Here is a 21,006-nt window from a genome sequence, read left to right on the forward strand (position 1 = left end):
GTCCGCGCGCTCCTGGTGCGCGTCCCGGTAATCCGGCAGTGCAGAATAGACGCATGCCGTCATCCAATCCGGTCTCAGCATGGAAAGCCCTTAAAGAGGGTAACGAGCGCTTCGTCAGCGGTGAGCCCCTGCACCCTAGTCAGGGCATCGATGACCGCGCGAAGCTAGTCAAAGCGCAGCACCCGACCGCGGTGATCTTCGGGTGTGCTGACTCGAGAGTGGCCGCCGAGATTATTTTCGATCAGGGCCTCGGTCAGATGTTCGTCGTCAGAACTGCGGGGCATGTTGTCGATAGCGCAGTGCTCGGTTCAATCGAGTATGGCGTCGGCGTGCTCAACGTTCCGCTGATCGTCGTGCTTGGGCACGATCGCTGCGGAGCGGTTGCGGCCGCGCTTTCCGCGCTTGACGGGGGTGACGTCCCGGAAGGTTTCGTTCGAGACGTCGTCGAACGCGTCACTCCGTCACTGCTGCGGGCACGGCAGGCGGGCCTCACGACTGTGGATCAACTCGAGGCGCAGCATGTGAAGGAAACGTCGCAGCTGCTCACGGGTCGTTCACGGGTGCTTGCCGAGCGGATCGAAGACGGCCGGTGTGCCATTGTGGGCGCCACCTACACGCTTTCGGACGGCAGGATCAAACTCCGCAGTGTGGTCGGCGATGTCGGCGAGGCCGATCCCGATCTGATCTAGCAACGTAAACCTGAGAGTTCGGCCTCACTCCAACGACACGCGAGGCCGGAAGCCGGTCGAGATTCGCTCGCGCGCTTACGGTTAATGACGTGCACGATCCTCGAAACAGTTCGGGCAGGCCCAGGCGCTTGCCGCACCCTCCCGGTGTGTACCGCCGGAGGAGGGTCGCAGCCGTCGTGATCCTGCTCGTCCTTATCGCGGGAGTTGTCGCCGGGGTCCTGTTCGGAGTTCGCGCGATCGCCGGTTCCGGCGGCGATGGTGTCGCTGGCGGCACTGATGCGCAGCCAGTGACCACCTCTGTGACTGCTACGCCCCGGGAGACCGCATCCGAACTGCCTGAACGCGATACGGACGACGATGACGGCAATGAGGACAGCGATCTCGACGATGACGATGAGGAAGTCAAGATCGCCGAGGGGCCGTGCACTGATTCTGGGCTCACCGTGCGCGCTACGATCGACCGCGCCGAATACCCGATTGGTGACCAGCCGCGCTTCGGTGTGGTCGTCACGAATATTGGCGATACGACGTGTGCCCGTGATCTCGGGGCCGCCGTGCAGCAAATCGCGGTGCGGACGGTAGACGGGGATCGGCGTGTGTGGGTGAACACGGACTGTTCACCGGCGACGGGGCGCGACGTGTGGACGCTTGCCCCAGGAGACCAAGCGGCTTTTGCCATTACCTGGTCAGGCACCGGGTCGGCACCGGGCTGCTTTGGTCCGCGTGAACCCGTTGGGCCGGGTGTGTACCGCTTAGTCGCCCAGGTCGGTGAAATTTCAGCTGAACCTGTCGAGTTTGCGATCTTCGATCCGCATGCTCCTGAGCCTGAACCGGAACCCACCCCTGAGCCGAGTCCAGCCCCTGAAGGGGAATGATTCAGAACTGGTTCTCGAGCGTTGAACCAGCAAGCCGGGAGAGCCCTTCCGAAATGTGCCGGGCACGGAACCCGCTGATTCCATCGACTGTCTGCAATTCGGTGGAGGTCGCGGCGAGCAGCTTCTGCAGGCTGCCGAAGTTACCGATCAGCCGTTCGATCTGAGTGAACGGCAACCGCGGCAATTGGCTGAGTAGCCGGTAGCCGCGAGGCTCGGCAGCAGTGTCCAGCGTCTCCACGGCGCGGGAATAGCCCACCGCGTGCGCGACTTCAGTGAGGTCGAGTAAAGCGCCGTCGGAGAGGGCTTCGAGGTTCGCGAGTGCCCGCTCGACTTGCTGATCACTCGGCTGACCGGTGCTGCGCAGGTAGTCAAGCAGGATGAGTCGCCGTGCTGTCTCGTTATCGCCGAGTAGCTCTTCGAGTTGCAGTGCGACTTGCCGCCCGCCGCTGCCGAGCTCGATGACAGCCCGGTCTATCTCACTTGAGATTCTGCGTACCATCTCGAGCCTCTGGATGACTGTCAGCGCATCGCGCAGGCTGACGAAGTCATCGATCTCGGCGACGCCGAGGGCGCGCGTCACCTGGTCGAGCCGCAGCTTATAGCGTTCGAGGGTGGCGATCGCCTGGTTCGCTCGGGAGAGGATCGTGGCTGAATCCTCAAGCACGTGCCGTTCGCCAGCGATGTAAACGCTGGCGATGCTCATCGATTGGCTCACCGAGATCACGGGGAATCCAGTCTGGATGGCGGTGCGCTCCGCGGTGCGGTGGCGGGTGCCCGATTCTTCCGTTGGAATAGTGTGGTCAGGGACGAGCTGCACGTTCGCGCGGACAATTCGGGAACCGTCGGAGGACAGCACAACCGCGCCGTCCATTTTCGCGAGCTCCCGCAGCCGGGTGGGTGCGAACTGGATGTCGAGCACGAAACCACCGTCACACAGGCGTTCAACAGCGTCATCGTAACCGAGAACGATCAGCGCACCGGTGCGGCCGCGCAGGATTCGTTCCAGGGCGTCACGAAGGCCGGTACCTGGAGCTAGCCGGGCGATCGTTTCGACGAGCAACGGTGAAGGCTCGAGTGTCACGGCACCTTCCTGGCCTGTGGCAGTGTGAAGCACTGTTTGACGGTTACGTAAGAACAGATGTACGCCAGATTACTGGAGCCCCGCACCCCGTCACGACCGGCCACCCACCGGAGTTAGGTGTGGCGGCTGCGCGCGCTGGGGTGGCTCAGGTGTGGTGAGTAACCGTAACGCGGCACCCACGGTGCCGACTTCGGCGGCGTTGATGCTGTTTGGCAGCCTTTCGGAGCCCGCTGGAACGATGGCATTGACGAAGCCGAGGCGGGCGGCCTCCTGCACGCGCCGAGCCACTCCAGGAACGGGCCGGATTTCGCCAGCGAGCCCGACCTCGCCCAGCACAACCGTGCCGGCCGGCAAGACCCTGTCACGCGCCCCTGATGCGACCGCAAGCGCGATTGCGAGATCTGCCGCGGGTTCAGTGACCCGCATGCCACCGACGGTTGCGGCGTAAACCTCAGAGCCCGCCAGAGAGAGCCCGCACCGCCGTTCGAGTACGGCCAGGATCATCGCGACTCGCGACGAATCAAGTCCGCTGACAGCACGACGTGGCGAGGGGATACCGCTGCCTGCAACGAGCGCCTGCACCTCACCGAGCAGCGGACGTTTTCCGTCCATTGCGACTGTGATGGATGTGCCGGGAACCGTGTCGTTGCGGTGGTGCAGGAACAAGCCGGAGGGGTCGCTTATTTCAACGATGCCGCTCTCGCGTAGTTCAAAACAACCGACTTCATCGGTGGCACCAAAGCGGTTCTTGATCCCGCGCACTAGCCGCAGCGTGGAGCTCTTGTCACCCTCGAACTGCAGCACGACGTCGACAAGGTGTTCGAGCGCACGCGGGCCTGCGATGGATCCGTCTTTGGTGACGTGGCCGATCAACAGCACCGCGATGCCAGCGGTTTTCGCCAGAGTGGTCAGCGCGCTGGTGACGGCACGGACCTGGGTGACACCGCCCGTGATGCCTTCGGCATCGGCAGCTCGCATGGTCTGAACCGAGTCGACAATCAGCAGGCTCGGCCGTACTTGCTCGACGTGCCCGAGGATCGTCGCGAGATCTGACTCTGCTGCGATCATCACCCGCTCATGCAGGGCGCCGGTGCGCTCAGCCCGGAGCCGGACCTGTCCTGCGGATTCTTCTCCGGTGACGTACAAAGCCACGTCACGCGCCGCCCATTGGCGGACAACTTCCAGCAACAGGGTAGATTTGCCGACCCCCGGTTCGCCGGCGAGCAAGATGACCGCGCCAGGTACGACACCCCCACCGAGAACACGGTCCAGCTCCGCGATCCCCGTCGGTTGAGCCTTCGCGGTGGTGCCTTCCACATCGACGATGCGGACCGCGGGAGTGGACGGCAGCAGCCCGCCGGTCGTCGCGGCGACCCGAGCTTCGGGCAGTGCCGAACGCTGTAGCGCGGAGCGCTGGAGCTGTGACAGCGCAGGTGCTTCCTCGACCGAGCCCCAGGCGCCGCATTCGGGGCAGCGGCCAGCCCACTTAACCAGGACGTGCTGACAAGCCGAGCACCGGAATGTTGTCTTTGGTCTCACCACAGCCACGAGCCTAGGCGAGCACCCTGACACAAAATGTCAGCCACGCAGGCCGCGGGCGGTACTCAGTGGTCGTCGCTAGGGACGTACGTCCGCTTCGCTGCCGCGCCGGGTTCGATCGTGACGTCGACCTGGACTTCGCCGGCTTCCTCGAAGATGAAAGTGAACGGTGTGCCGATACCGGGGCGGACATTCGGCCCCATGTCGGTCACGTTGACCGTGATTTCGGTGGCGGGAGTCCCGAACGTCGCTGCCGCATCCTCTTCAGGGGTGAGCTGCTTCACGGGAGTGCCCGCGCGCAGCACCCCGCCAGCTGGGATGGTCGTGTCGTCGCCGTCGATCGACACCTCTGCGTCTTCGGATTCAATGCTGACGAGCGTGTCGGCAACCTCGGGGTTGATATTGACGATCGTGAATACGAGCTGCCCTTCCGCCGCGGGGTCGATCGGGTACTGATCGGGATCGTCGTACGCGATGTGTGCGTTGCGGATGAGTAGCGAGCCGAAGTCGACGTTGGTGCCCGTGATCGTGGGTGTCGTGACGCCAGTTTGGGTCACTTGACCAGCACCGCAGCCGGTTAGCGCCAGGGCTGTCCCGGCGCCGAGCGCCGCGAACGCTGTTGCGAGCCGTGTGGCGCGAGTGCGGGAACGCGGGCGGGGCTCGCCGAATGCAGTGCCCAGCTGGTCGGTAGACGACGTCACGGTTCAGTCCTCCCGGGCTTCAGGTGTCGAGGAGAGCGGCGTCCGGCCTGCGGTGGACCCGCAGCGGACGCTACTTCACTAGGCAGCGTAGTAGGCGCGCCTGGCGGCAGCGCACAGAGGGTCCCGATTTGCCTGCCCGCACCTGTGTCGGGCACCGGGCAGCACGCCCAGGGGAGGCCGATACCTTACCCTCTGGGATCCCTGTTGCCGTGCAACGTAGCGGCTGGTTGCGGGGGTGCGCGCCGGTCGGGGCGTACCGGGCGTATGGGAGGCGCCGCGCACCCGCTGGATTCCCAAGATCGCGGTGTGATGTTTGCAGCTGCTTGCAGCAATGAGCGCAGGTCAGCGGCATGGAAGTCGCTGACCTGCAACGACGCCATCCGTAATGGGCCGGCGCGTGTTAGCATAGACACATCGAAAGGGGTACGGGACATATGAATTTCAGGGTCGGAGACACCGTTGTTTATCCCCATCACGGTGCAGCCACGATCGAAGCTATTGAAACCCGAACCATTCGGGGTGAGCAGAAGGAGTATCTCGTACTAAAGGTCGCGCAGGGCGATCTTACGGTGCGTGTTCCCGCCGCCAACGCAGAATATGTCGGCGTTCGTGACGTGGTTGGCCAGGAGGGGCTCGACAAGGTCTTCCAGGTCCTGCGTGCGCCGCATACCGAGGAGCCGACCAACTGGTCACGCCGCTACAAGGCGAATCTCGAGAAGCTCGCCTCTGGTGATGTCAACAAGGTCGCGGAAGTGGTCCGGGATCTGTGGCGCCGCGATCAGGATCGCGGTCTTTCCGCCGGTGAGAAGCGCATGCTAGCGAAGGCGCGCCAGATCCTCGTCGGTGAGCTCGCACTTGCTGAAGGCACTGATGACGTTAAGGCGGAGACCCTCCTCGATGAGGTACTCGTCGCCTCCTGACCGCTTTCTGAACTGACCAACTTCGTGTCCGAAACCTCAGCGGAGACTGTGGGGCTTGTTCCTGCAGCAGGGCTAGGTATACGGCTTGGTGGGGCGCTCCCCAAGGCATTTGTTTCCTTGGCGGGGCGCCCGCTTTTGTCGTGGGCGATCGATGGGCTTCGTGAGTCGGGAGCAGTCGGGAAGATCGTCGTGATCTGTGGCGCGGACCTGCTCACTCGTGCGCGAGAGATCGCTGGGCCCCACGTAACCGTGGTGGCTGGCGGCGCCGAGCGCTCGGACTCCGTGCGAGCCGGTCTCGCAGCTGCGGGCACGCCCCGCTTTGTGCTGGTTCACGACGCAGCGCGCTGCCTGACTCCGCCGAGCCTGATTCGCAGTGTTGCCGCCGCGGTCTGGAATGGTGCGCCAGCGGTCGTGCCCGCACTCCCGGTGGTCGACACGATCAAGACGGTTGACGACCATGGTGTGGTCACTGGCACCCCCGACAGGTCGGCACTTCGGGCGATTCAAACCCCGCAGGGATTCGATTTCCGGCTCCTTGCAGATGCTCATCGAGAGTCGGTCGACGAGGCACGTGCTGTCACTGACGACGCGATGCTGATGGAGCGCGCGGGCGTCCCTGTGGCCACTGTGCAGGGCGATCCGTATGCATTCAAGATCACCACACCGCTTGACCTGGCGCTCGCGGAAGCCATCGTCGCTAGCCGCGGGGCGAATGTTCGCTAACACCCGCGAGTGACTGTGCAAAGGAGGGCTCTGCCCCATGCGTGTTGGGATTGGCACCGACGTCCACCCCATTGAGCCGGGCCGTCCATGCTGGGTGGCGGGCCTGCTGTTCGAGGGTGAAGCTGGCTGTGCCGGCCATTCCGATGGTGACGTCGCCGCACACGCGTTGTGTGACGCGCTGCTGTCGGCTGCGGGGCTCGGGGATCTCGGCGCAGTCTTCGGGACCGGACGGCCTGAGTGGACCGGTGCGAGCGGAGCGCAACTCCTCACTGAAGTGCGCCGGCTTATCTCGGAGGCAGGGATGTCCATTGGCAACGCGGCTGTACAGGTGATCGGGAATCGGCCAAAGATCGGGCCCCGTCGCCTTGAAGCGCAGACCGTTCTTTCCGGACTGCTCGGCGCACCCGTTTCGGTCTCCGCAACTACCACGGACGGGTTGGGCCTCACCGGGCGCGGCGAGGGAATCGCCGCGGTCGCCACCGCACTCGTCCGCACTGGAGATTGCGAACCACAGCCCCCGACCAAGTAGGATTTCCCGCTGTGACTCCGCCGACCCTGAGGCTCTTCGATACTGAATCCCGAACCCTGCGCGATTTCGCGCCGCTCGTCCCGGGCGAGGTCTCGGTGTACCTGTGCGGTGCCACAGTGCAGGGCGAACCACACATCGGGCACGTGCGCAGCGGTGTTGCCTTCGACGTGCTTCGGCGCTGGCTAACGGCGCAGGGTTATGACGTGCGCTTCATCCGCAACGTCACCGACATCGACGACAAGATCTTGAACAAGGCCGCGGAAGCGGGCAGGCCCTGGTGGGAGTGGGCGGCGACCTACGAACGATCGTTCGAGCGCGCCTACGACAAGCTTGGGGTGCTGCCCCCGTCTGCGTCCCCCCGTGCGACAGGGCACATCACACAGATGGTCGAGATGATCGAGCGGCTGATAGCGCGTGGCCACGCCTACCCAGCTGGTGGGGACGTGTATTTCGACGTCCGCAGTTTTGCCGACTACGGGGCGCTTTCCGGGCACAAGCTCGATGACGTCCACCAGGGCGAAGGCGCCGGGCATTACAAACGCGATCCGCGTGATTTTACGTTGTGGAAGGCCGCTAAACCCGGTGAGCCGTCATGGCCGACACCGTGGGGCCCGGGCCGTCCCGGGTGGCATCTTGAGTGCTCCGCGATGGCGTCGGCGTATCTCGGTCCCCAATTCGACATTCACTGCGGCGGACTGGATCTCGTATTCCCGCATCACGAGAACGAGATCGCGCAGAGCCGGGCCGCCGGAGACGGCTTCGCCCAGTACTGGCTGCACAACGGGTGGGTTACCCTCGGCGGTGAAAAAATGTCGAAATCCCTCGGGAACACCCTGTCGATTCCGGCGGTACTGAAGCGGGTGCGGCCGCAAGAGCTCCGGTACTACCTGGGCAGCGCGCACTACCGCTCGATGCTTGAGTACTCAGAGAACGCACTGCAAGAGGCGGCCGCGGCGTACCGACGGATCGAGGCGTTCTTCGAACGAGTGCAGCGCCGCGCGGGCGATGTCGCCGAAGGGAGCTGGACGGACGCCTTCGCGGCTGCCCTCGCGGACGACCTTGGCGTCCCGGCTGCCCTCGCCGAAATCCACCACACGATCAGTGCAGCCAACACCGCACTCGAAAGCGGGGACGGCGAACGTGCTCGCGCACTGGCCGGCGACGTGCGCGCCATGCTGGGTATCCTCGGGGTCGACCCGCTTGATGAGCACTGGCGCGAAATCGGGCAGACCGAAGATGAGTCGGCCCGGTATGCGCTGGACGTGCTTGTTCGGGCCGAACTTGAGCGGCGCCAGCAGGCGCGCGCGAGCCGCGACTGGGCGGCAGCCGACGAGATCAGGGACCGGCTCGCGGCCGTGGGAATTGACATTACCGACACCCCAGCTGGCCCGGAGTGGTCGCTTAAGACTGATCGCTAGCCAGTCAGCGGAATGGAGAACGCATGGCGGGGAATTCGCAACGGCGCGGTGCGGTGCGCAAAGCCGGAACGAAGAAGGGCGCAACGAAGGGTTCAGGTGGCAAGCGCCGCAGGGGGTTAGAAGGAAGGGGTGCGACACCGCCCGCGGAAATGCGGGTCGGGCATCCCGCAGCACGCCGTGCCGCGGCAGCCGCGAAAGCGAAGCAGGCGAGGCTCCAATCGGATACCGCGCGCAAGCGCGGTGCTGAAGGTCCGGAGCTTGTGCTTGGCCGCAACCCTGTCGTTGAGTGCCTGCGTGCCGGAGTGCCGGCCACCGCGCTTTACCTGGCAGTCGGGGCTGAGCCGGACGAGCGCGTGACCGAAGCTGTGCACCACGCGGGTGAGCGCGGTATTTCAATACTCGAAGTGCCTCGCTCCGATCTCGACAAAATGACCACGAACGGTCTTCACCAGGGCATTGCGCTGCAAGTTCCGCCGTTCCAGTACGCACACCCCGACGATCTGATTGCGGCGGGCCGTGATGACGAACAGCCGGGTCTCGTTGTCGCGCTCGACAACATCACCGATCCGCGCAATCTCGGCGCGGTGATCCGCTCGACCGCTGCGTTTGGCGGCAACGGCGTCCTGATCCCAGAGCGCAGGTCCGCCAGTGTCACCGCAGTCGCGTGGCGTACCAGTGCGGGGGCTGCCGCGCGAGTCCCGGTCGCCAGGGCAACGAATCTGACGCGCACACTCAAGTCATTCGCCGAGAACGGTTACTTCATCGCTGGTCTCGACTCCGAGGGCGCGGTGTCACTCGATAACTTCACCACCACTGATGTTCCGCTGGTGATCGTGGTGGGTTCTGAAGGCAAGGGTTTGTCGCGGTTGGTGCACGAGAACTGCGACGTCATCGTGAACGTGCCGATGGCAGGAGACGTGGAGTCCCTCAACGCGTCTGTGGCCGCAGGCGTCGTCCTCGCGGAGATCGCGCGGCAGCGCCGAGTTGCCGGCTAAATCGGTATAAGCCCTGGGTGGGTCGAGCGGCGACCCACCCAGGTACGGAACTGGCGGGCTATTCCCGCGCGTAGACGCTCGCGTCGTCCAGCATCTCCGCGCGCAGCATCGCGTCGGGTACGCCGAATGCATCCACCAGGGTCTGGGCATGTGGACGTAGCTTTTCCACTAGTTCGTTCACGCCGCGGCGCACCGCTTTGCCGCGTTCCACCGAGAGAAACCGGTGCATGATGTACCAGTCACGATGCTCTTCCAGCGTGGTGAAAGCGAAAAGATCACACACGAGTTCAGCAATCGAGCGCGATTCCTCATCGTGGATGAGATCCAGCCCCTCGATGAACGATTCGAGGACTAGCCGATCGATGTGGGCGCTGCCCGCCTCGAGGATGTGATCCTGCGCGTTGTTGAACGCTTTGAACGGTGTGCCCAGTTCCTTGGTGCCGTTGCGCAGGCGCTGCGCGGCAGTCCGGACGAGGTAGTCCTCGCGGTCCGCGAGGAGTTGCAGCTGGACCGCGCGTTTTGACAGGTCGCCTTCCTCGACGGTCTCGTTGCTGCGGTCCATCAGGGTCTGGATCATCTGCCGCACCCCGGAGCGCTGGCGCACGACGTCACGAGCCATTGTTGCGGCGAAACGAACCCAATCGAGCGCGTCGTAGTCGCGCACTTCATCGGCGTACGCCGTGAGGAGTTCCTTTGCGACCAGCTGAGTGAGGACGACGTTGTCACCTTCGAATGTGGTGAACACGTCGGTGTCGGCTTTAAGTGTTACGAGGCGATTTTCCGAGAGGTAACCGGCACCGCCGCATGCCTCCCGGCACTCCTGAATGGTGCGGGTCGCGTGCCAGGTTTGCGCCGCTTTGAGGCCAGCCGCGCGCTTTTCTAGAGCGCGCTGCCCCTGCGGGTCCGTGTTCTGCCCGGTCTGGATAAGGTGCATCTTCCGGGTGAGGTCGTTCTGCGCGAACGCGTATGCGTAAGACTTCGCGATGAGGGGGAGCAGCCGGCGCTGGTGCATCCGGTAGTCGAGCAGCACCGTTTCGGGTTCACCCGGCGACGGGCGGAACTGCCGTCGTTTGAGTGCGTAACGGGTCGCGATCGTCAGCGCGAGCCGTGCTGCGGACGCCGCACCGCCGCCGACGCTTACCCGTCCGCGTACGAGGGTTCCCAAAGTCGTGAAGAAGCGGCGGCTGTCGTTTTCGATTTCTGAGCTGTAGGTGCCGTCCTCCTCGACATTTGCGTAGCGATTGAGAAGGTTCTCACGCGGGATGCGCACGTTGTCGAACACGATGCGGCCGTTGTCGACTCCGATGAGGCCACCTTTGTGTCCACAATCAGACGTCGTGACCCCGGGAAGGTCGCCACCGTTCTCGTCACGTATCGGCACCACAAAGCAGTGCACACCGTGGCTTTCATCTTGGGTGACGAGTTGAGCGAACACTGCGGCCACGGTCGCGTGCTCCGCAGCCCCGCCGATGTAGTCCTTGCGGGCAGACGGAGTGGGGGTATGGATGATGAACTCGCCCGTGTCCGCGTCATACGTTGCCGTGGTCTCAATGTGCTGGACGTCGCTGCCGTGCCCGGATTCGGTCATCGCGAAACACCCGAGGAGGTCCAGCTTCATCAGTGGCCGGATGTACTTGTCGTGATGCGGCTTGGTGCCGAGGTTCTCGATCGCACCGCCGAAGAGGCCCCATTGCACGCCTGCCTTCACGGTAAGCGACAAATCGGCTTGTGCCAGCATCTCGAACCCCGCGACGGCGGCACCAGCGTCACCGGTGCCACCGTTCTCCCTGCGGAATCCGTGGTCCGGATACCCGGTTTCGACGAGAGCGCGCATCTGATCGAGGGTTCGTGCCCGCGCGGCCTTCATATCAAGTCCCGGATCGGTGGCGAACTCATCGGACGCGAGATAATCCCGGCATTGGTTGCGCATGTCTTTCCATGGCCCGTCGAGTGCGTCACGAAGGTGTTCCGCGGTCGTCTTCGTCATGATTCCGACGATAGCCGCACCTGTTGATGTTGGCAGGCGCTTACTGCGGGGCCATCATGGAGGCATGATGACGATGCTGCTTGGCGTTGTGGCGGTGGCTGCGCTCGTCATGATCCTGGTGATCATTGCGCGCGTGCTGGAGGCGGCGCCGCCCCGCGAGGCACTGCCACCGCCACCCCCGCCGCCGCGGCGTGAACGCAGCCCGGCGGAGGAGGAACTGCGGCGCCGGTTCGCAGCAGGTGAGATCGACGAGATCGAATTCATCGAAAAGCAGGCCATCCTGCGCATGGACGAGGAAGACGACCGGTAAAAGGCGGTTACTACACCCCGTCGTCGACGGAACGCTGCCGGACTGGAACACTAGAGGCCGTGAAATCTCCCGCCGGGCATTCAGGTGTGCAGCAGTCAGCCAGGCTCTTCGAGAGAGCATCGGCCGTCATTCCAGGTGGCGTTAACTCGCCAGTGCGCGCGTTTGGCGCGGTCGGGGGAGTGCCCCGGTTCATCCGTGAAGCTCGTGGCTGCTGGCTTTTTGACGAAGACGGCAACCGTTACGTCGATTTGGTCTGCTCGTGGGGCCCCATGATTCTGGGGCATGCCCATCCGGCGGTCGTAGAGGCGGTCCGGGAAGCAGCTGTGAAAGGCCTGTCGTTCGGGGCTCCGACCGAATCTGAAGTTGAGCTGGCCGAAGAAATCGTCCGCCGTGTCGCTCCGGTGGAGCAGGTACGGCTTGTGAATTCCGGCACAGAAGCCACAATGAGCGCGGTCCGGCTGGCGCGCGGTTTCACCGGCCGTACCAAGATCATCAAATTCGCCGGCTGCTACCACGGCCACGTTGACGCGCTTCTCGCGGACGCGGGATCCGGCGTAGCCACGTTTGGCCTGCCCACGTCTCCGGGGGTCACCGGCGCGCAGGCAAGCGACACTTTGGTACTTCCGTACAACGATCTCGGTGCGGTGCAGCGCGCGTTCGCTGAACACCCGGGCGAGATCGCCGCTGTCATCACCGAGGCAGCCGCCGGCAACATGGGCGCGGTGGCGCCGCTGCCGGGCTTCAACGCCGGGTTGCAGCAGGTATGCCACGAAAACGGCGCCTTGCTCATCATGGACGAGGTCATGACAGGATTCCGTATCAGCGATGCGGGCTGGTACGGCGTCGAAGGCGTCGCTGGGGATCTGTACACGTTCGGGAAAGTTATGAGCGGTGGTCTCCCGGCTGCCGCGTTCGGCGGGCGCGCGGACGTCATGGGATATCTGGCGCCGGCGGGGCCCGTGTATCAGGCCGGTACCCTTTCGGGTAATCCGGTCGCCGTTGCTGCCGGACTCGCAACGCTGCAGCACGCGACCCCGGACGTGTACACGGCGCTGCGGAAGAATCACGCCGAGCTGCGGGACCTGCTTGCGGACAGTTTCCGCGGTGCCGGGATTTCACATCGCGTGCAATCAGCAGGCACGATGGTGAGCGTGTTCTTCACTGGCGAGCCCGTGCAAAACTATGCACAGGCCAAGGCCTGCGAGACATGGCGGTACTCAGCGTTCTTCCACGCTCTGCTCGAGCGAGGGGTGTACGCGCCACCGAGCGCGTTCGAGGCGTGGTTCGTCTCGGCAGCTCTTGACGACGAGGCGTTCGCGGTAATCGCGGACGCGGTGCCGGCGGCTGTGCGTGCAGCGGCAGAGGCATCACCACCCGAACCAGCCAGGGCATGAGCCTGCGCAGCTGAAAGAACATCCTTACGAGGAGTGTGAGACGTGACGGACCTCTACGAGCAGTCGGGCCAGCAGCGCCCGGGCACGACCCGCACGATCGTGCACCTGCTGCGACATGGTGAGGTGCACAACCCCACCGGCATCCTGTACGGCAGACTGCCCGGCTTCAAACTGTCGGACACGGGCCAAGCCCAGGCGCGGACGGTCGCGCTCGCATTGTCGGAGCACGACATCACCCATGTGGTGGCGTCACCGCTGCTGCGCGCTCAGCAGACCGCTGCTCCGATCGCCTCGGCTCATGGCCTCGAAGTTCACACCGACGAAGATCTCGTCGAGGCGGAGAACGAATTCGAGGGCTTACGGGTTTCCGTCGGCGACGGTGCGCTGCGGCGCCCACGCCACTGGTGGAAGCTGCGTGATCCGTTCACGCCGTCGTGGGGTGAGCCCTACTTGCAGATCGCGCACCGAATGCTTGCGGCGGTCAATACCGCGCGAGCCGCCGCGGCGGGACATGAGGCGGTATGTGTCAGCCATCAGTTGCCAGTGTGGTCACTTCGCCGATTCCTGCACGGGCAGCGCTTGTGGCACGACCCGCGTAAACGGCAATGCTCGCTCGCGTCGCTCACCTCGCTTGTGTACGAGGGCGATGAGTTGATCGACATCGTGTACTCCGAGCCGGCTGGCAAGTCGGATCCAACGGTGACTGGGGCATGACGTTTCGTTCGAAAATGCGGACCGCGGCTGTCGCGATCATGTCGGCCGCGGCCCTCACCGTCACCTCCTGCGCAACAGCTGGCACCGATGCTGTCGTACAGGGCGGGACATTCAACTTCGTTTCGCCCGGGGGGCAGACGGAGATCTTTTACGACCCGCCAGAATCGCGGGGAAAGATTGGCGCCCTCTCCGGCCCATCGCTGATGGACCCCGACGAGACCATCGAACTTGCTGACTTCGCTGGCCAGGTTGTGGTCATCAACGTGTGGGGCCAGTGGTGCGCGCCGTGCCGCACGGAAATGCCGGAATTACAGCAGGTATACGATGACACCGAGCAGCTTGGGGTGCAGTTGCTGGGCATCAACGTGCGCGACCCGCACATCCAGAAGGCCCAGGACTTTGTCGTCGACTTCGGTTTGACGTTCCCGTCCGTGTACGACCCCTCCATGCGCACGCTGATCGCGATGCAAGGTGTGCCCACCAGTGTGGTGCCTATGACGTTTGTGCTAGACCGCGAACAGCGCGTCGCCGCAGTGTTCCTGCGCGACTTGCTCGTTGAGGACCTGCAGCCAGTCGTAGAGCGGGTAGCGCAGGAACAGTGACAATGATGCTGCACGCCTCCGCTGATTCCGTCGCTTACCTGGCGTCGTCCGTCGGTGCGACATTCCAGAGCACGGCGGTCGACGGACCGTTGCTGCTCGCGCTGGCTGTGTGCATGCTTGCCGGTCTCGTGTCGTTCGCGTCACCGTGCGTGGTGCCGCTGGTGCCCGGCTATATCTCGTACCTTGCGGGCCTGGTCGGAGTGGACCCCCCTGATGCGGCGCAGGGAACAGCCTCGCACACCGCGACGATGACGAAGCTCAAGGACCGTACCCGATGGCGGGTTGCCGGTGCGGCGGCGCTGTTTGTTGGTGGGTTCACCGTTGTCTTTGTGCTGGCTACAGCATCAGTTTTCGGCATGATCAGCGCACTGAGCCTCAACCGCGAACTGCTACAGCGGGTCGGCGGCGTCGTGACAATCGTGATGGGGCTCGTGTTCATCGGCTTCATTCCGTTGCTGCAGCGCGATACCCGCTTCGCGCCGCGCCGGTTCACCTCGCTGGCAGGCGCACCGGTGCTCGGCGGTGTCTTCGGGCTGGGATGGACGCCCTGTCTGGGCCCCACGCTGGCTGGCGTAATTTCCCTGGCAGCTGGCACCGAAGGAACCACCGCGGCGCGCGGGGTGGTGCTGATCATCGCGTACTGCCTCGGGCTCGGGCTGCCGTTCATTCTGCTCGCATTCGGCTCCGCTTCCGCGCTGCGCGGGGTGGGATGGTTGCGCCGCAATGGGCGCGCGGTGAAGATCTTCGGCGGAGTCATGCTGATTCTGGTGGGAATTGCGCTGGTAACCGGTGCATGGGAATTGTTCGTGAGCTGGATGAGAGAGGCGTTTATCAGCGACGTGGTGCTGCCGATATGACCGGTACTCGTGACCTCACCGAACAGGTGACGCCGCAGCAGCCTGCGCCACGTGGCGCCCCTTCAAAGGCGATCGCGCTGGTGCGTAAGGGCTGGCGAAACCTGACCAGTATGGGGACGGCCCTCGCATTGCTGTTTCTGCTGGCGCTGGGCGCAATCCCGGGGGCGCTGCTGCCGCAGAACAGTCTCAACGCACAGGCGGTCCGTGAGTACATCGCCGACCGGCCCACGCTCGGCCCCATCCTCGACCGGCTGGGCATGTTTGACGTGTTCAGCAGCTTCTGGTTCACCGCGATCTATGCGCTGCTTTTTATCTCGCTCGTTGGCTGCATCGTCCCGCGGGCGGCCGAACACTGGCGGCAGATGCGGGCACCGGTCGTGCGCGTGCCCCGTAACCTTGGGCGCTTGCCGCATCATGAACGTTTCTCTCTTCCGGGTGCGCCGCGCGATGCGGAAGCGACAGTGCTGCCCGTCTTCTCGCGCTGGCGGCACACGGTGCGCCGCGACGGTGATGTCATCGAGGTCTCCGCCGAGAAGGGGCATCTGCGTGAAGCTGGAAACCTCGTCTTTCACGTCGCGTTAGTCGGTATCCTGGCTGCGGTCGCGATCGGGCGGGTATTCGGGTATGAAGGCTCGGTCATCGTCGTCGCGAACGGCGGCCCTGGCTTCTGTACCGGCAGTCCAGCCGTGTACGACTCGTTTAGAGCCGGTCACAGTGTCGACGGCACCGATCTGACCCCATTCTGCGTTCGGGTAAACGATTTCCGGGCGGACTACTTGTCCACCGGCCAGGCCGAGATGTTCACGTCGAACATCGATTACCAGGCCGGCGAGGACTTGCTGACCAACGAGTGGCGTCCGTACACGCTGCGCGTGAATGACCCGCTGCGCGTTGAAGGTGACAGGCTTTACCTGATCGGGCACGGTTTCGCGCCGACATTCACCGTCACTTTCCCCAATGGGGAAACACGCACCGAGACGTTGCAGTTTGCGCCTGAGGATGCCACCACATTCCTGAGCAGCGGCGCGATGCGGTTCGATCCGCCCGGTGGCCTTTACTCGACTCAAGAGGAGCGGCGGCAAAATCAGATCGCAATTGAGGGATTATTCGCTCCAACGGCCTTCTTCGAAGGCGAATTGCTGACCTCGGTGTTCCCCGATATGCAGAACCCGGCGGTCGCAATTGACGTCTACAAAGGTGATGTTGGGCTGGATGCCGGCAGGCCGCAGAACATTTTCACTCTCGACCAGTCCATGATCGAGCAAGATCGTCTCGTTCAGCAGGCACGGGTGAATCTGTTCCCGGGCGAGAGCACGACACTGGACGACGGAACTGAAGTACGCTTCGACGGTGCGGAGAAGTGGGCGTCGCTGCAGGTGTCCCATGATCCTGCGCAAGGCTGGGTGCTGGTCTCTGCGATCGCGATGACGTTAGGATTGCTCGTCTCGCTGCTGGTGAAACGGCGCCGCGTCTGGGTGCGCATCGCGCCGGACCTGGGTACCGATGCAGGCGACAAACGACGTACTGTAGTAGAGATTGGCGGTTTGGCACGCACGGACCAAGCCGGCTGGGGCAGCGAGTTCGATCGAATATGCCGGCGCATATCGCCCGATCATCGTGCCCCGGACATGTAGGAAAGGCAGTTCAGACTCATGGACCCAATGGCCATCGACCCAGTGCTCGCGCGGTACAGCGACCTGACCTTCCAGACTGCATTCGCTGTGTACGTGCTCGCCATGGTGATGTTCGCTGGCCAGTACGCATCCGCGCGGGTGAAGCGAAGCCAGGAGCGCGAACTGGTGCGCGCGGGCGCGTCAGCCAGCCCAGCCGGAGTGCCGCGAGTGGGGCCCGCGCCGGGCCAGGTTGTGGAGCGGTCCTGGCACGAGAAGTTCGGCGGAATGGGCTACGCGCTCATCGTCGTTGCAGCGGTCAGCCAACTCGCATCGCTCGTGCTGCGCGGGCTAGCGACCGACCGGTTCCCGCTCGGCAACATGTACGAGTTCACCTCGGCGATGGTGCTCGTCGCGGTCGTGGGCGGTCTGGTGTTTATCCGGAAACCCGAGCACCGGCCGCTGTGGATCTTCGTGCTCGTGCCTGTCGTGCTGCTGGTGTTCCTCTGCGGCACCGTCCTTTACGCTGACGCCGCACCGGTGGTGCCCGCGCTGCAGTCGTTCTGGCTGCCTATTCACGTTTCGCTCGCGGTGATCGGCAGCGGCCTCTTCCTGGTGGGCGGCGTAGCGAGCCTGATGTTCCTGCTGCGGATCCGCTACCCAGCGGGAGCCGAAGGCTCCGGTCTGATCGCCCGCATCGCCGAGCATCTGCCTGGTGCCGAGTCACTGGACCGGCTGGCGTACCGCGTCACGATCATCGCATTCCCCATTTTCGGCCTCGGTGTCATCCTCGGCGGCGTATGGGCTGAAGCTGCGTGGGGCCGATTCTGGGGCTGGGATCCCAAGGAGACGATGTCCTTCGTCACCTGGGTTGTTTACGCCGCTTACCTGCACGCGCGGGCAACCGCGGGCTGGCGGGATGTCAAAGCCGCGTGGATCAATGTCACTGGATTCGCGATGGTGGTGTTCAACCTCTTCTTCATCAACATGGTGGTGTCTGGGCTGCACTCATACGCCGGGCTGAACTAAGCGGAATCGGGAAGCCGCAGAAATTTACTCAAGAAACCCGCGATTGCCTCAGTTAATTTCCTAAGGCAATCGCGGGTTTCTTGCGGAGATTGCGGGTTTTCGAGGAAAGTTGGGGTCTCGGTAGCCTAGAGGCCCGGAGTCTGCGGCGTGCGGGATCTTGAACACCACCGTCGACTGGGAGCGTTACGCCTATTTGCCGGAAGCCATCCACAGCACGGCATTCCTAATGTCTCGCGCCTCAGCCCACGGTATTGGCAGGGCATGCATCGCTTTTGTTGCGGCATCCGTTTTGCAGCACCGCCACCCGGTACATCGATTCACCGCCGGTCAGCCGTTGGTTCCCGCCCGCGCCAACTGGGGTCGCGTGTGAGAAGCCACGGCGGATCGCCGTCACCGTGTGTTGCTGCGAGTTGGCATTGATCTCGCAGGAGATTGTGTGTCGAGGCGTCAGTCTGTCTCCGAAGCCGCAGAGATTTCCTCAAGAAACCCGCGATTGCCTCAGTTAGTTTCCTAAGGCAATCGCGGGCTTCTTGCGGAGATCGCGGGTTTTCGAGGAGATATGGGGCCTCGGTGGCCTAGAGGCCGGCGGTCTCGTTCCACATTTTGAGACATCGAGGACGCCGGTTTGTGTCGATCTGCGGTAATCGTCCTAGTCTGCATGTGGCTAATCGGGGGATGGCCGACGTATCACTGACCGCGCAGCGCCGCTGCGCGAAGCGCTGCAAGGGGGGAGTGGCGATGGCTTTGCCTGCCCAGAATCAGGATATTTTCAGCCCGGACACTGTAAGCCGCGATGTTCTCGGGCCGACGCTCGGAGTGGACGAGGACACCAAGCCCGCACTGCCTCGGGTGCATCGCCCGGAGCACGCCGGTGCGCCTTCGTCGTGGGACCTCTCAAGCTCCGTGCTGCTGAAGCCGGTGAAAGCCGCGCCGCGCCGCGGCTGGCGAAGGGCTCTGTACTCGTGCACGGGCGGCGCCGTAAATCTCGGCGACGGCAAGAAGGAGGCGCACCTGGCCGCCCTTACCGGGCAGATCAACGCATCGCTGTACGGTTGCCACAAAATCGCGGTGCTTTCGCTCAAAGGCGGGGTTGGGAAGACCACTGTGACCGCGGCGCTCGGCTCGACGTTCGCCTCATTGCGCGGTGACCGGGTGATAGCGGTCGACGCTAACCCGGACCGCGGCACGCTGAGCAACAAATTGCCGCTGGACACCGATTCGACGGTGCGTGACTTGTTGCAGCGCGGTGCTGGGGTGCAGCGGTACAGCGATGTGCGGGCGTTCACCTCGCAAGCCCGCAGCCGCCTTGAAGTGCTCGCTTCAGATGCTGACCCAGCGGTCTCGGAAGCGTTCAGCGCCGCCGATTACAGAAGTGTGCTTGACGTGCTCGAGCGCTTCTACAACCTTGTCCTCACCGACTGCGGTACGGGGCTCATGCACTCCGCCATGTCGGGGGTGCTGACGAGCGCTGACGCGCTTGTCATCGTCAGCTCAGGGTCGGTCGATGGGGCACGCAGTGCCTCTGCGACGATGGACTGGCTAGAGGCGCACGGGTACAGCGATCTTGTGGCGAAGTCGGTCACCGTCGTCAACGCCGCGCGGCCGAGGGCAGGCAAAGTGGACTTGGATCGCGTTATCGAGCATTTCGCGCGGCGTAGCCGCGCGGTGCAGCTGATTCCGTTTGACGCGCACCTCGAGGAAGGGGCAGAGATTGATATGGAGCGGCTGCGCCCTGCAACACAACTCGCGCTGATGGAGCTAGCCGCTACGATGGCTGACGGTTTCGGCGCCCAATAGTCGCTGCAGGCTTCGTTCAACCCCGAATACGCGTGTGAGCACCGCTCCGCTAGACCGCTGCGCGGTTGCGGGAGCAGGTGCTCACACGCGTTACGTTCTGCCCAGTCGGCTCGGCATCCGCCAGATGCTACCGCTCCGGGCTTTGGTTTTCGTTCCCTTCACCGGGCGTTTCGGGACGCTGACGGCGTACGTCGCGCCCCAGCCGCCACAAGAAATCGGGATCATCGTCCGGGCCCAGGGACCTCGGAACGTTGTCGGTACGCCCTAGAAGAGAGGGGCCGAAAGCCCGCCACATCAAAATTGCGAGCGTAATCAGTCCGATCAACGCCAAAATGTAAATCACGACGCACCTCCTCATTACGAGGGTAGCTGCCATGATGTGCTCCATGCCAGGAGCCCACCGGTGGCCTGCCTCAGAGGAAGTGCCGCGCGCACACCGTCAGTTTTAGTGGTGCGCCTCGGACGTCAGGCGTGCGTGAAGCTCACGGACCTCTGATTCGCGGAATCGGCGGTGCCCGCCAGGTGTGCGAAGCGAGCCGAGGCGGCCCGCGAGAGCCCAGCGGGAGACCGTTTTCGGGTCGACGCTGAAGAGTGAAGCTACCTGGCCCGGGGTGAGAAGGCGTTCATTGTTATCGAATCCAATGGCTGTCATTTAGTGCTCCTTCGGTTTGTGACCGCGTGGACAAAGCCATATTGACACCAAAACCCCCAGGTGTTCGAACGGTGTGACGTTGGTAAAGGGGAGGTAAGCGACTAAGCGGGCATATCTCCCGCTCGCTGGTGCAGCACGACTAGGTAGCCTGGTGGGGTGAGTGAATCGACGCAGGGCCGTTCCCCGTCTCCCGAATCAGCCGATATGCCGGAAAAAGCAGCAGAGACCACCCAGTACACCCGCAAAGGGCTGGTGCGTGACGTTCTTCTGTTCACCCTCGCGCGGATCGTTCTCGCGGGCGCGCTGACCGCGGTGATCATCGGGATCGGGCTGCTGTTCGGTATTGAGGTTTACTTCCTCGTTGCTCTCCTGTTCGCGGTGATCATCGCGATGCCGCTGTCGATCGTGCTGTTCCGTCCGCTGAGATTCCGTATCACCAGCGGGATCGCCGCGATCGATGAACAGCGCCGGCGTGATCGTGCGGAACTCGAAGCGAAGCTTCGCTCCGGGCGATCCCGTGGCGAGCGCTGAATCAGATCTTCCGCCGAGACCGGCTGCCCGTGCGGCGCGGGAATCGGCGGAAC

General features: G+C 63.9%; 22 protein-coding genes. 16 read left to right on the forward strand and 6 right to left on the reverse strand.

Features of this window, described 5'->3' with window-relative positions:
• Positions 1-53: 53 nt before the first annotated feature.
• Entirely contained in the window at positions 54-689 is a 636-nt protein-coding gene (locus ONR57_RS05725; protein ID WP_265122059.1) for a carbonic anhydrase, read from the forward strand.
• Between the two features lie 89 nt (positions 690-778).
• Positions 779-1,564, forward strand: coding sequence for a DUF4232 domain-containing protein (locus ONR57_RS05730; RefSeq protein WP_265122060.1), 786 nt, complete (start codon positions 779-781; stop codon positions 1,562-1,564).
• A gap of 1 nt (position 1,565) precedes the next feature.
• Here the strand turns inward: ONR57_RS05730 and disA are convergent, their stop codons facing one another.
• The 3 genes from disA to ONR57_RS05745 all read right to left on the reverse strand — a co-directional run bounded on the left by disA (position 1,566) and on the right by ONR57_RS05745 (position 4,885).
• Entirely contained in the window at positions 1,566-2,645 is a 1,080-nt protein-coding gene (gene disA, locus ONR57_RS05735; protein WP_265122062.1) for a DNA integrity scanning diadenylate cyclase DisA, read from the reverse strand.
• A 90-nt stretch (positions 2,646-2,735) separates the two neighbouring features.
• On the reverse strand, positions 2,736-4,187 hold the full coding sequence (gene radA / locus ONR57_RS05740; RefSeq protein ID WP_265122063.1) for a DNA repair protein RadA: 1,452 nt from the start codon (positions 4,185-4,187) through the stop codon (positions 2,736-2,738).
• Positions 4,188-4,249: 62 nt separating this feature from the next.
• Complete coding sequence (locus ONR57_RS05745; RefSeq protein WP_265122064.1) at positions 4,250-4,885, reverse strand: hypothetical protein; 636 nt, start codon at positions 4,883-4,885, stop codon at positions 4,250-4,252.
• Between the two features lie 434 nt (positions 4,886-5,319).
• On the opposite strand from ONR57_RS05745, the gene ONR57_RS05750 reads away from it, so the two are divergent.
• The 5 genes from ONR57_RS05750 to rlmB are packed head-to-tail and all read left to right on the forward strand — an operon-like array spanning position 5,320 to position 9,470.
• Positions 5,320-5,805 (forward strand): CarD family transcriptional regulator, encoded by a 486-nt coding sequence (locus ONR57_RS05750; protein ID WP_265122065.1) that lies wholly within the window; start codon positions 5,320-5,322, stop codon positions 5,803-5,805.
• Positions 5,806-5,829: 24 nt separating this feature from the next.
• The gene (gene ispD, locus ONR57_RS05755; protein ID WP_265122066.1) at positions 5,830-6,528 is read left to right on the forward strand and encodes a 2-C-methyl-D-erythritol 4-phosphate cytidylyltransferase; all 699 of its coding nucleotides are present in this window, start codon (positions 5,830-5,832) and stop codon (positions 6,526-6,528) included.
• A gap of 37 nt (positions 6,529-6,565) precedes the next feature.
• Positions 6,566-7,057: a 2-C-methyl-D-erythritol 2,4-cyclodiphosphate synthase gene (gene ispF, locus ONR57_RS05760; RefSeq protein ID WP_265122068.1), complete on the forward strand. Its 492-nt coding sequence runs from the start codon at positions 6,566-6,568 to the stop codon at positions 7,055-7,057.
• A gap of 11 nt (positions 7,058-7,068) precedes the next feature.
• On the forward strand, positions 7,069-8,475 hold the full coding sequence (cysS, locus tag ONR57_RS05765; RefSeq protein WP_265122070.1) for a cysteine--tRNA ligase: 1,407 nt from the start codon (positions 7,069-7,071) through the stop codon (positions 8,473-8,475).
• A 23-nt stretch (positions 8,476-8,498) separates the two neighbouring features.
• A complete protein-coding gene (gene rlmB, locus ONR57_RS05770) occupies positions 8,499-9,470 on the forward strand; it encodes a 23S rRNA (guanosine(2251)-2'-O)-methyltransferase RlmB (RefSeq protein WP_265122071.1) in 972 nt (323 codons plus the stop codon).
• A gap of 58 nt (positions 9,471-9,528) precedes the next feature.
• Here the strand turns inward: rlmB and ONR57_RS05775 are convergent, their stop codons facing one another.
• Positions 9,529-11,457, reverse strand: coding sequence for an acyl-CoA dehydrogenase (locus ONR57_RS05775; RefSeq protein WP_265122072.1), 1,929 nt, complete (start codon positions 11,455-11,457; stop codon positions 9,529-9,531).
• Between the two features lie 64 nt (positions 11,458-11,521).
• Between ONR57_RS05775 and ONR57_RS05780 the strand changes: the two genes are divergently transcribed.
• The 8 genes from ONR57_RS05780 to ONR57_RS05815 all read left to right on the forward strand — a co-directional run bounded on the left by ONR57_RS05780 (position 11,522) and on the right by ONR57_RS05815 (position 19,770).
• Positions 11,522-11,767, forward strand: a complete 246-nt coding sequence (locus tag ONR57_RS05780) for a hypothetical protein (protein ID WP_265122073.1) — start codon at positions 11,522-11,524, stop codon at positions 11,765-11,767.
• A gap of 59 nt (positions 11,768-11,826) precedes the next feature.
• Entirely contained in the window at positions 11,827-13,161 is a 1,335-nt protein-coding gene (gene hemL / locus ONR57_RS05785; protein WP_265122074.1) for a glutamate-1-semialdehyde 2,1-aminomutase, read from the forward strand.
• 42 nt (positions 13,162-13,203) lie between these two features.
• The gene (locus ONR57_RS05790; protein ID WP_265122075.1) at positions 13,204-13,875 is read left to right on the forward strand and encodes a histidine phosphatase family protein; all 672 of its coding nucleotides are present in this window, start codon (positions 13,204-13,206) and stop codon (positions 13,873-13,875) included.
• A gap of 14 nt (positions 13,876-13,889) precedes the next feature.
• The gene (locus tag ONR57_RS05795; protein ID WP_265122177.1) at positions 13,890-14,477 is read left to right on the forward strand and encodes a TlpA disulfide reductase family protein; all 588 of its coding nucleotides are present in this window, start codon (positions 13,890-13,892) and stop codon (positions 14,475-14,477) included.
• Positions 14,478-14,479: 2 nt separating this feature from the next.
• Entirely contained in the window at positions 14,480-15,334 is an 855-nt protein-coding gene (locus tag ONR57_RS05800; protein ID WP_265122076.1) for a cytochrome c biogenesis CcdA family protein, read from the forward strand.
• A complete protein-coding gene (locus tag ONR57_RS05805; protein WP_265122077.1) occupies positions 15,331-16,968 on the forward strand; it encodes a cytochrome c biogenesis protein ResB in 1,638 nt (545 codons plus the stop codon). Before ONR57_RS05800 ends, ONR57_RS05805 begins: the two co-directional genes overlap by 4 nt.
• Positions 16,969-16,995: 27 nt before the next feature.
• Positions 16,996-17,973, forward strand: coding sequence for a c-type cytochrome biogenesis protein CcsB (ccsB, locus tag ONR57_RS05810; RefSeq protein WP_265122078.1), 978 nt, complete (start codon positions 16,996-16,998; stop codon positions 17,971-17,973).
• Between the two features lie 675 nt (positions 17,974-18,648).
• A complete protein-coding gene (locus ONR57_RS05815) occupies positions 18,649-19,770 on the forward strand; it encodes a MinD/ParA family protein (protein ID WP_265122079.1) in 1,122 nt (373 codons plus the stop codon).
• Positions 19,771-19,897: 127 nt separating this feature from the next.
• Here the strand turns inward: ONR57_RS05815 and ONR57_RS05820 are convergent, their stop codons facing one another.
• Positions 19,898-20,113 (reverse strand): hypothetical protein, encoded by a 216-nt coding sequence (locus tag ONR57_RS05820; protein ID WP_265122080.1) that lies wholly within the window; start codon positions 20,111-20,113, stop codon positions 19,898-19,900.
• Positions 20,114-20,215: 102 nt separating this feature from the next.
• Positions 20,216-20,422 (reverse strand): BldC family transcriptional regulator, encoded by a 207-nt coding sequence (locus tag ONR57_RS05825; RefSeq protein WP_265122081.1) that lies wholly within the window; start codon positions 20,420-20,422, stop codon positions 20,216-20,218.
• Positions 20,423-20,578: 156 nt separating this feature from the next.
• Here ONR57_RS05825 and ONR57_RS05830 point away from each other — a divergent pair, with 156 nt between their 5' ends.
• Positions 20,579-20,953 (forward strand): DUF4229 domain-containing protein, encoded by a 375-nt coding sequence (locus ONR57_RS05830; RefSeq protein WP_265122082.1) that lies wholly within the window; start codon positions 20,579-20,581, stop codon positions 20,951-20,953.
• Positions 20,954-21,006: the final 53 nt, after the last annotated feature.

The organism is Hoyosella sp. YIM 151337 (assembly GCF_026041215.1).
Taxonomy (GTDB): Bacteria; Actinomycetota; Actinomycetes; order Mycobacteriales; family Mycobacteriaceae; genus Hoyosella.

Excerpts from the sequence above, each read along its gene's own strand:
- rlmB (WP_265122071.1), top strand. The coding sequence starts at position 8,499 with ATGGCGGGGAATTCGCAACGGCGCGGTGCGGTGCGCAAAGCCGGAACG.
- ONR57_RS05795 (WP_265122177.1), top strand. The coding sequence starts at position 13,890 with ATGCGGACCGCGGCTGTCGCGATCATGTCGGCCGCGGCCCTCACCGTC.
- ONR57_RS05800 (WP_265122076.1), top strand. The coding sequence starts at position 14,480 with ATGATGCTGCACGCCTCCGCTGATTCCGTCGCTTACCTGGCGTCGTCC.
- ispF (WP_265122068.1), top strand. The coding sequence starts at position 6,566 with ATGCGTGTTGGGATTGGCACCGACGTCCACCCCATTGAGCCGGGCCGT.
- ONR57_RS05725 (WP_265122059.1), top strand. The coding sequence starts at position 54 with ATGCCGTCATCCAATCCGGTCTCAGCATGGAAAGCCCTTAAAGAGGGT.
- ONR57_RS05825 (WP_265122081.1), bottom strand. The coding sequence starts at position 20,422 with ATGACAGCCATTGGATTCGATAACAATGAACGCCTTCTCACCCCGGGC.
- ONR57_RS05815 (WP_265122079.1), top strand. The coding sequence starts at position 18,649 with ATGGCCGACGTATCACTGACCGCGCAGCGCCGCTGCGCGAAGCGCTGC.
- ONR57_RS05805 (WP_265122077.1), top strand. The coding sequence starts at position 15,331 with ATGACCGGTACTCGTGACCTCACCGAACAGGTGACGCCGCAGCAGCCT.
- ONR57_RS05780 (WP_265122073.1), top strand. The coding sequence starts at position 11,522 with ATGATGACGATGCTGCTTGGCGTTGTGGCGGTGGCTGCGCTCGTCATG.
- ONR57_RS05750 (WP_265122065.1), top strand. The coding sequence starts at position 5,320 with ATGAATTTCAGGGTCGGAGACACCGTTGTTTATCCCCATCACGGTGCA.
- ONR57_RS05775 (WP_265122072.1), bottom strand. The coding sequence starts at position 11,457 with ATGACGAAGACGACCGCGGAACACCTTCGTGACGCACTCGACGGGCCA.
- ccsB (WP_265122078.1), top strand. The coding sequence starts at position 16,996 with ATGGCCATCGACCCAGTGCTCGCGCGGTACAGCGACCTGACCTTCCAG.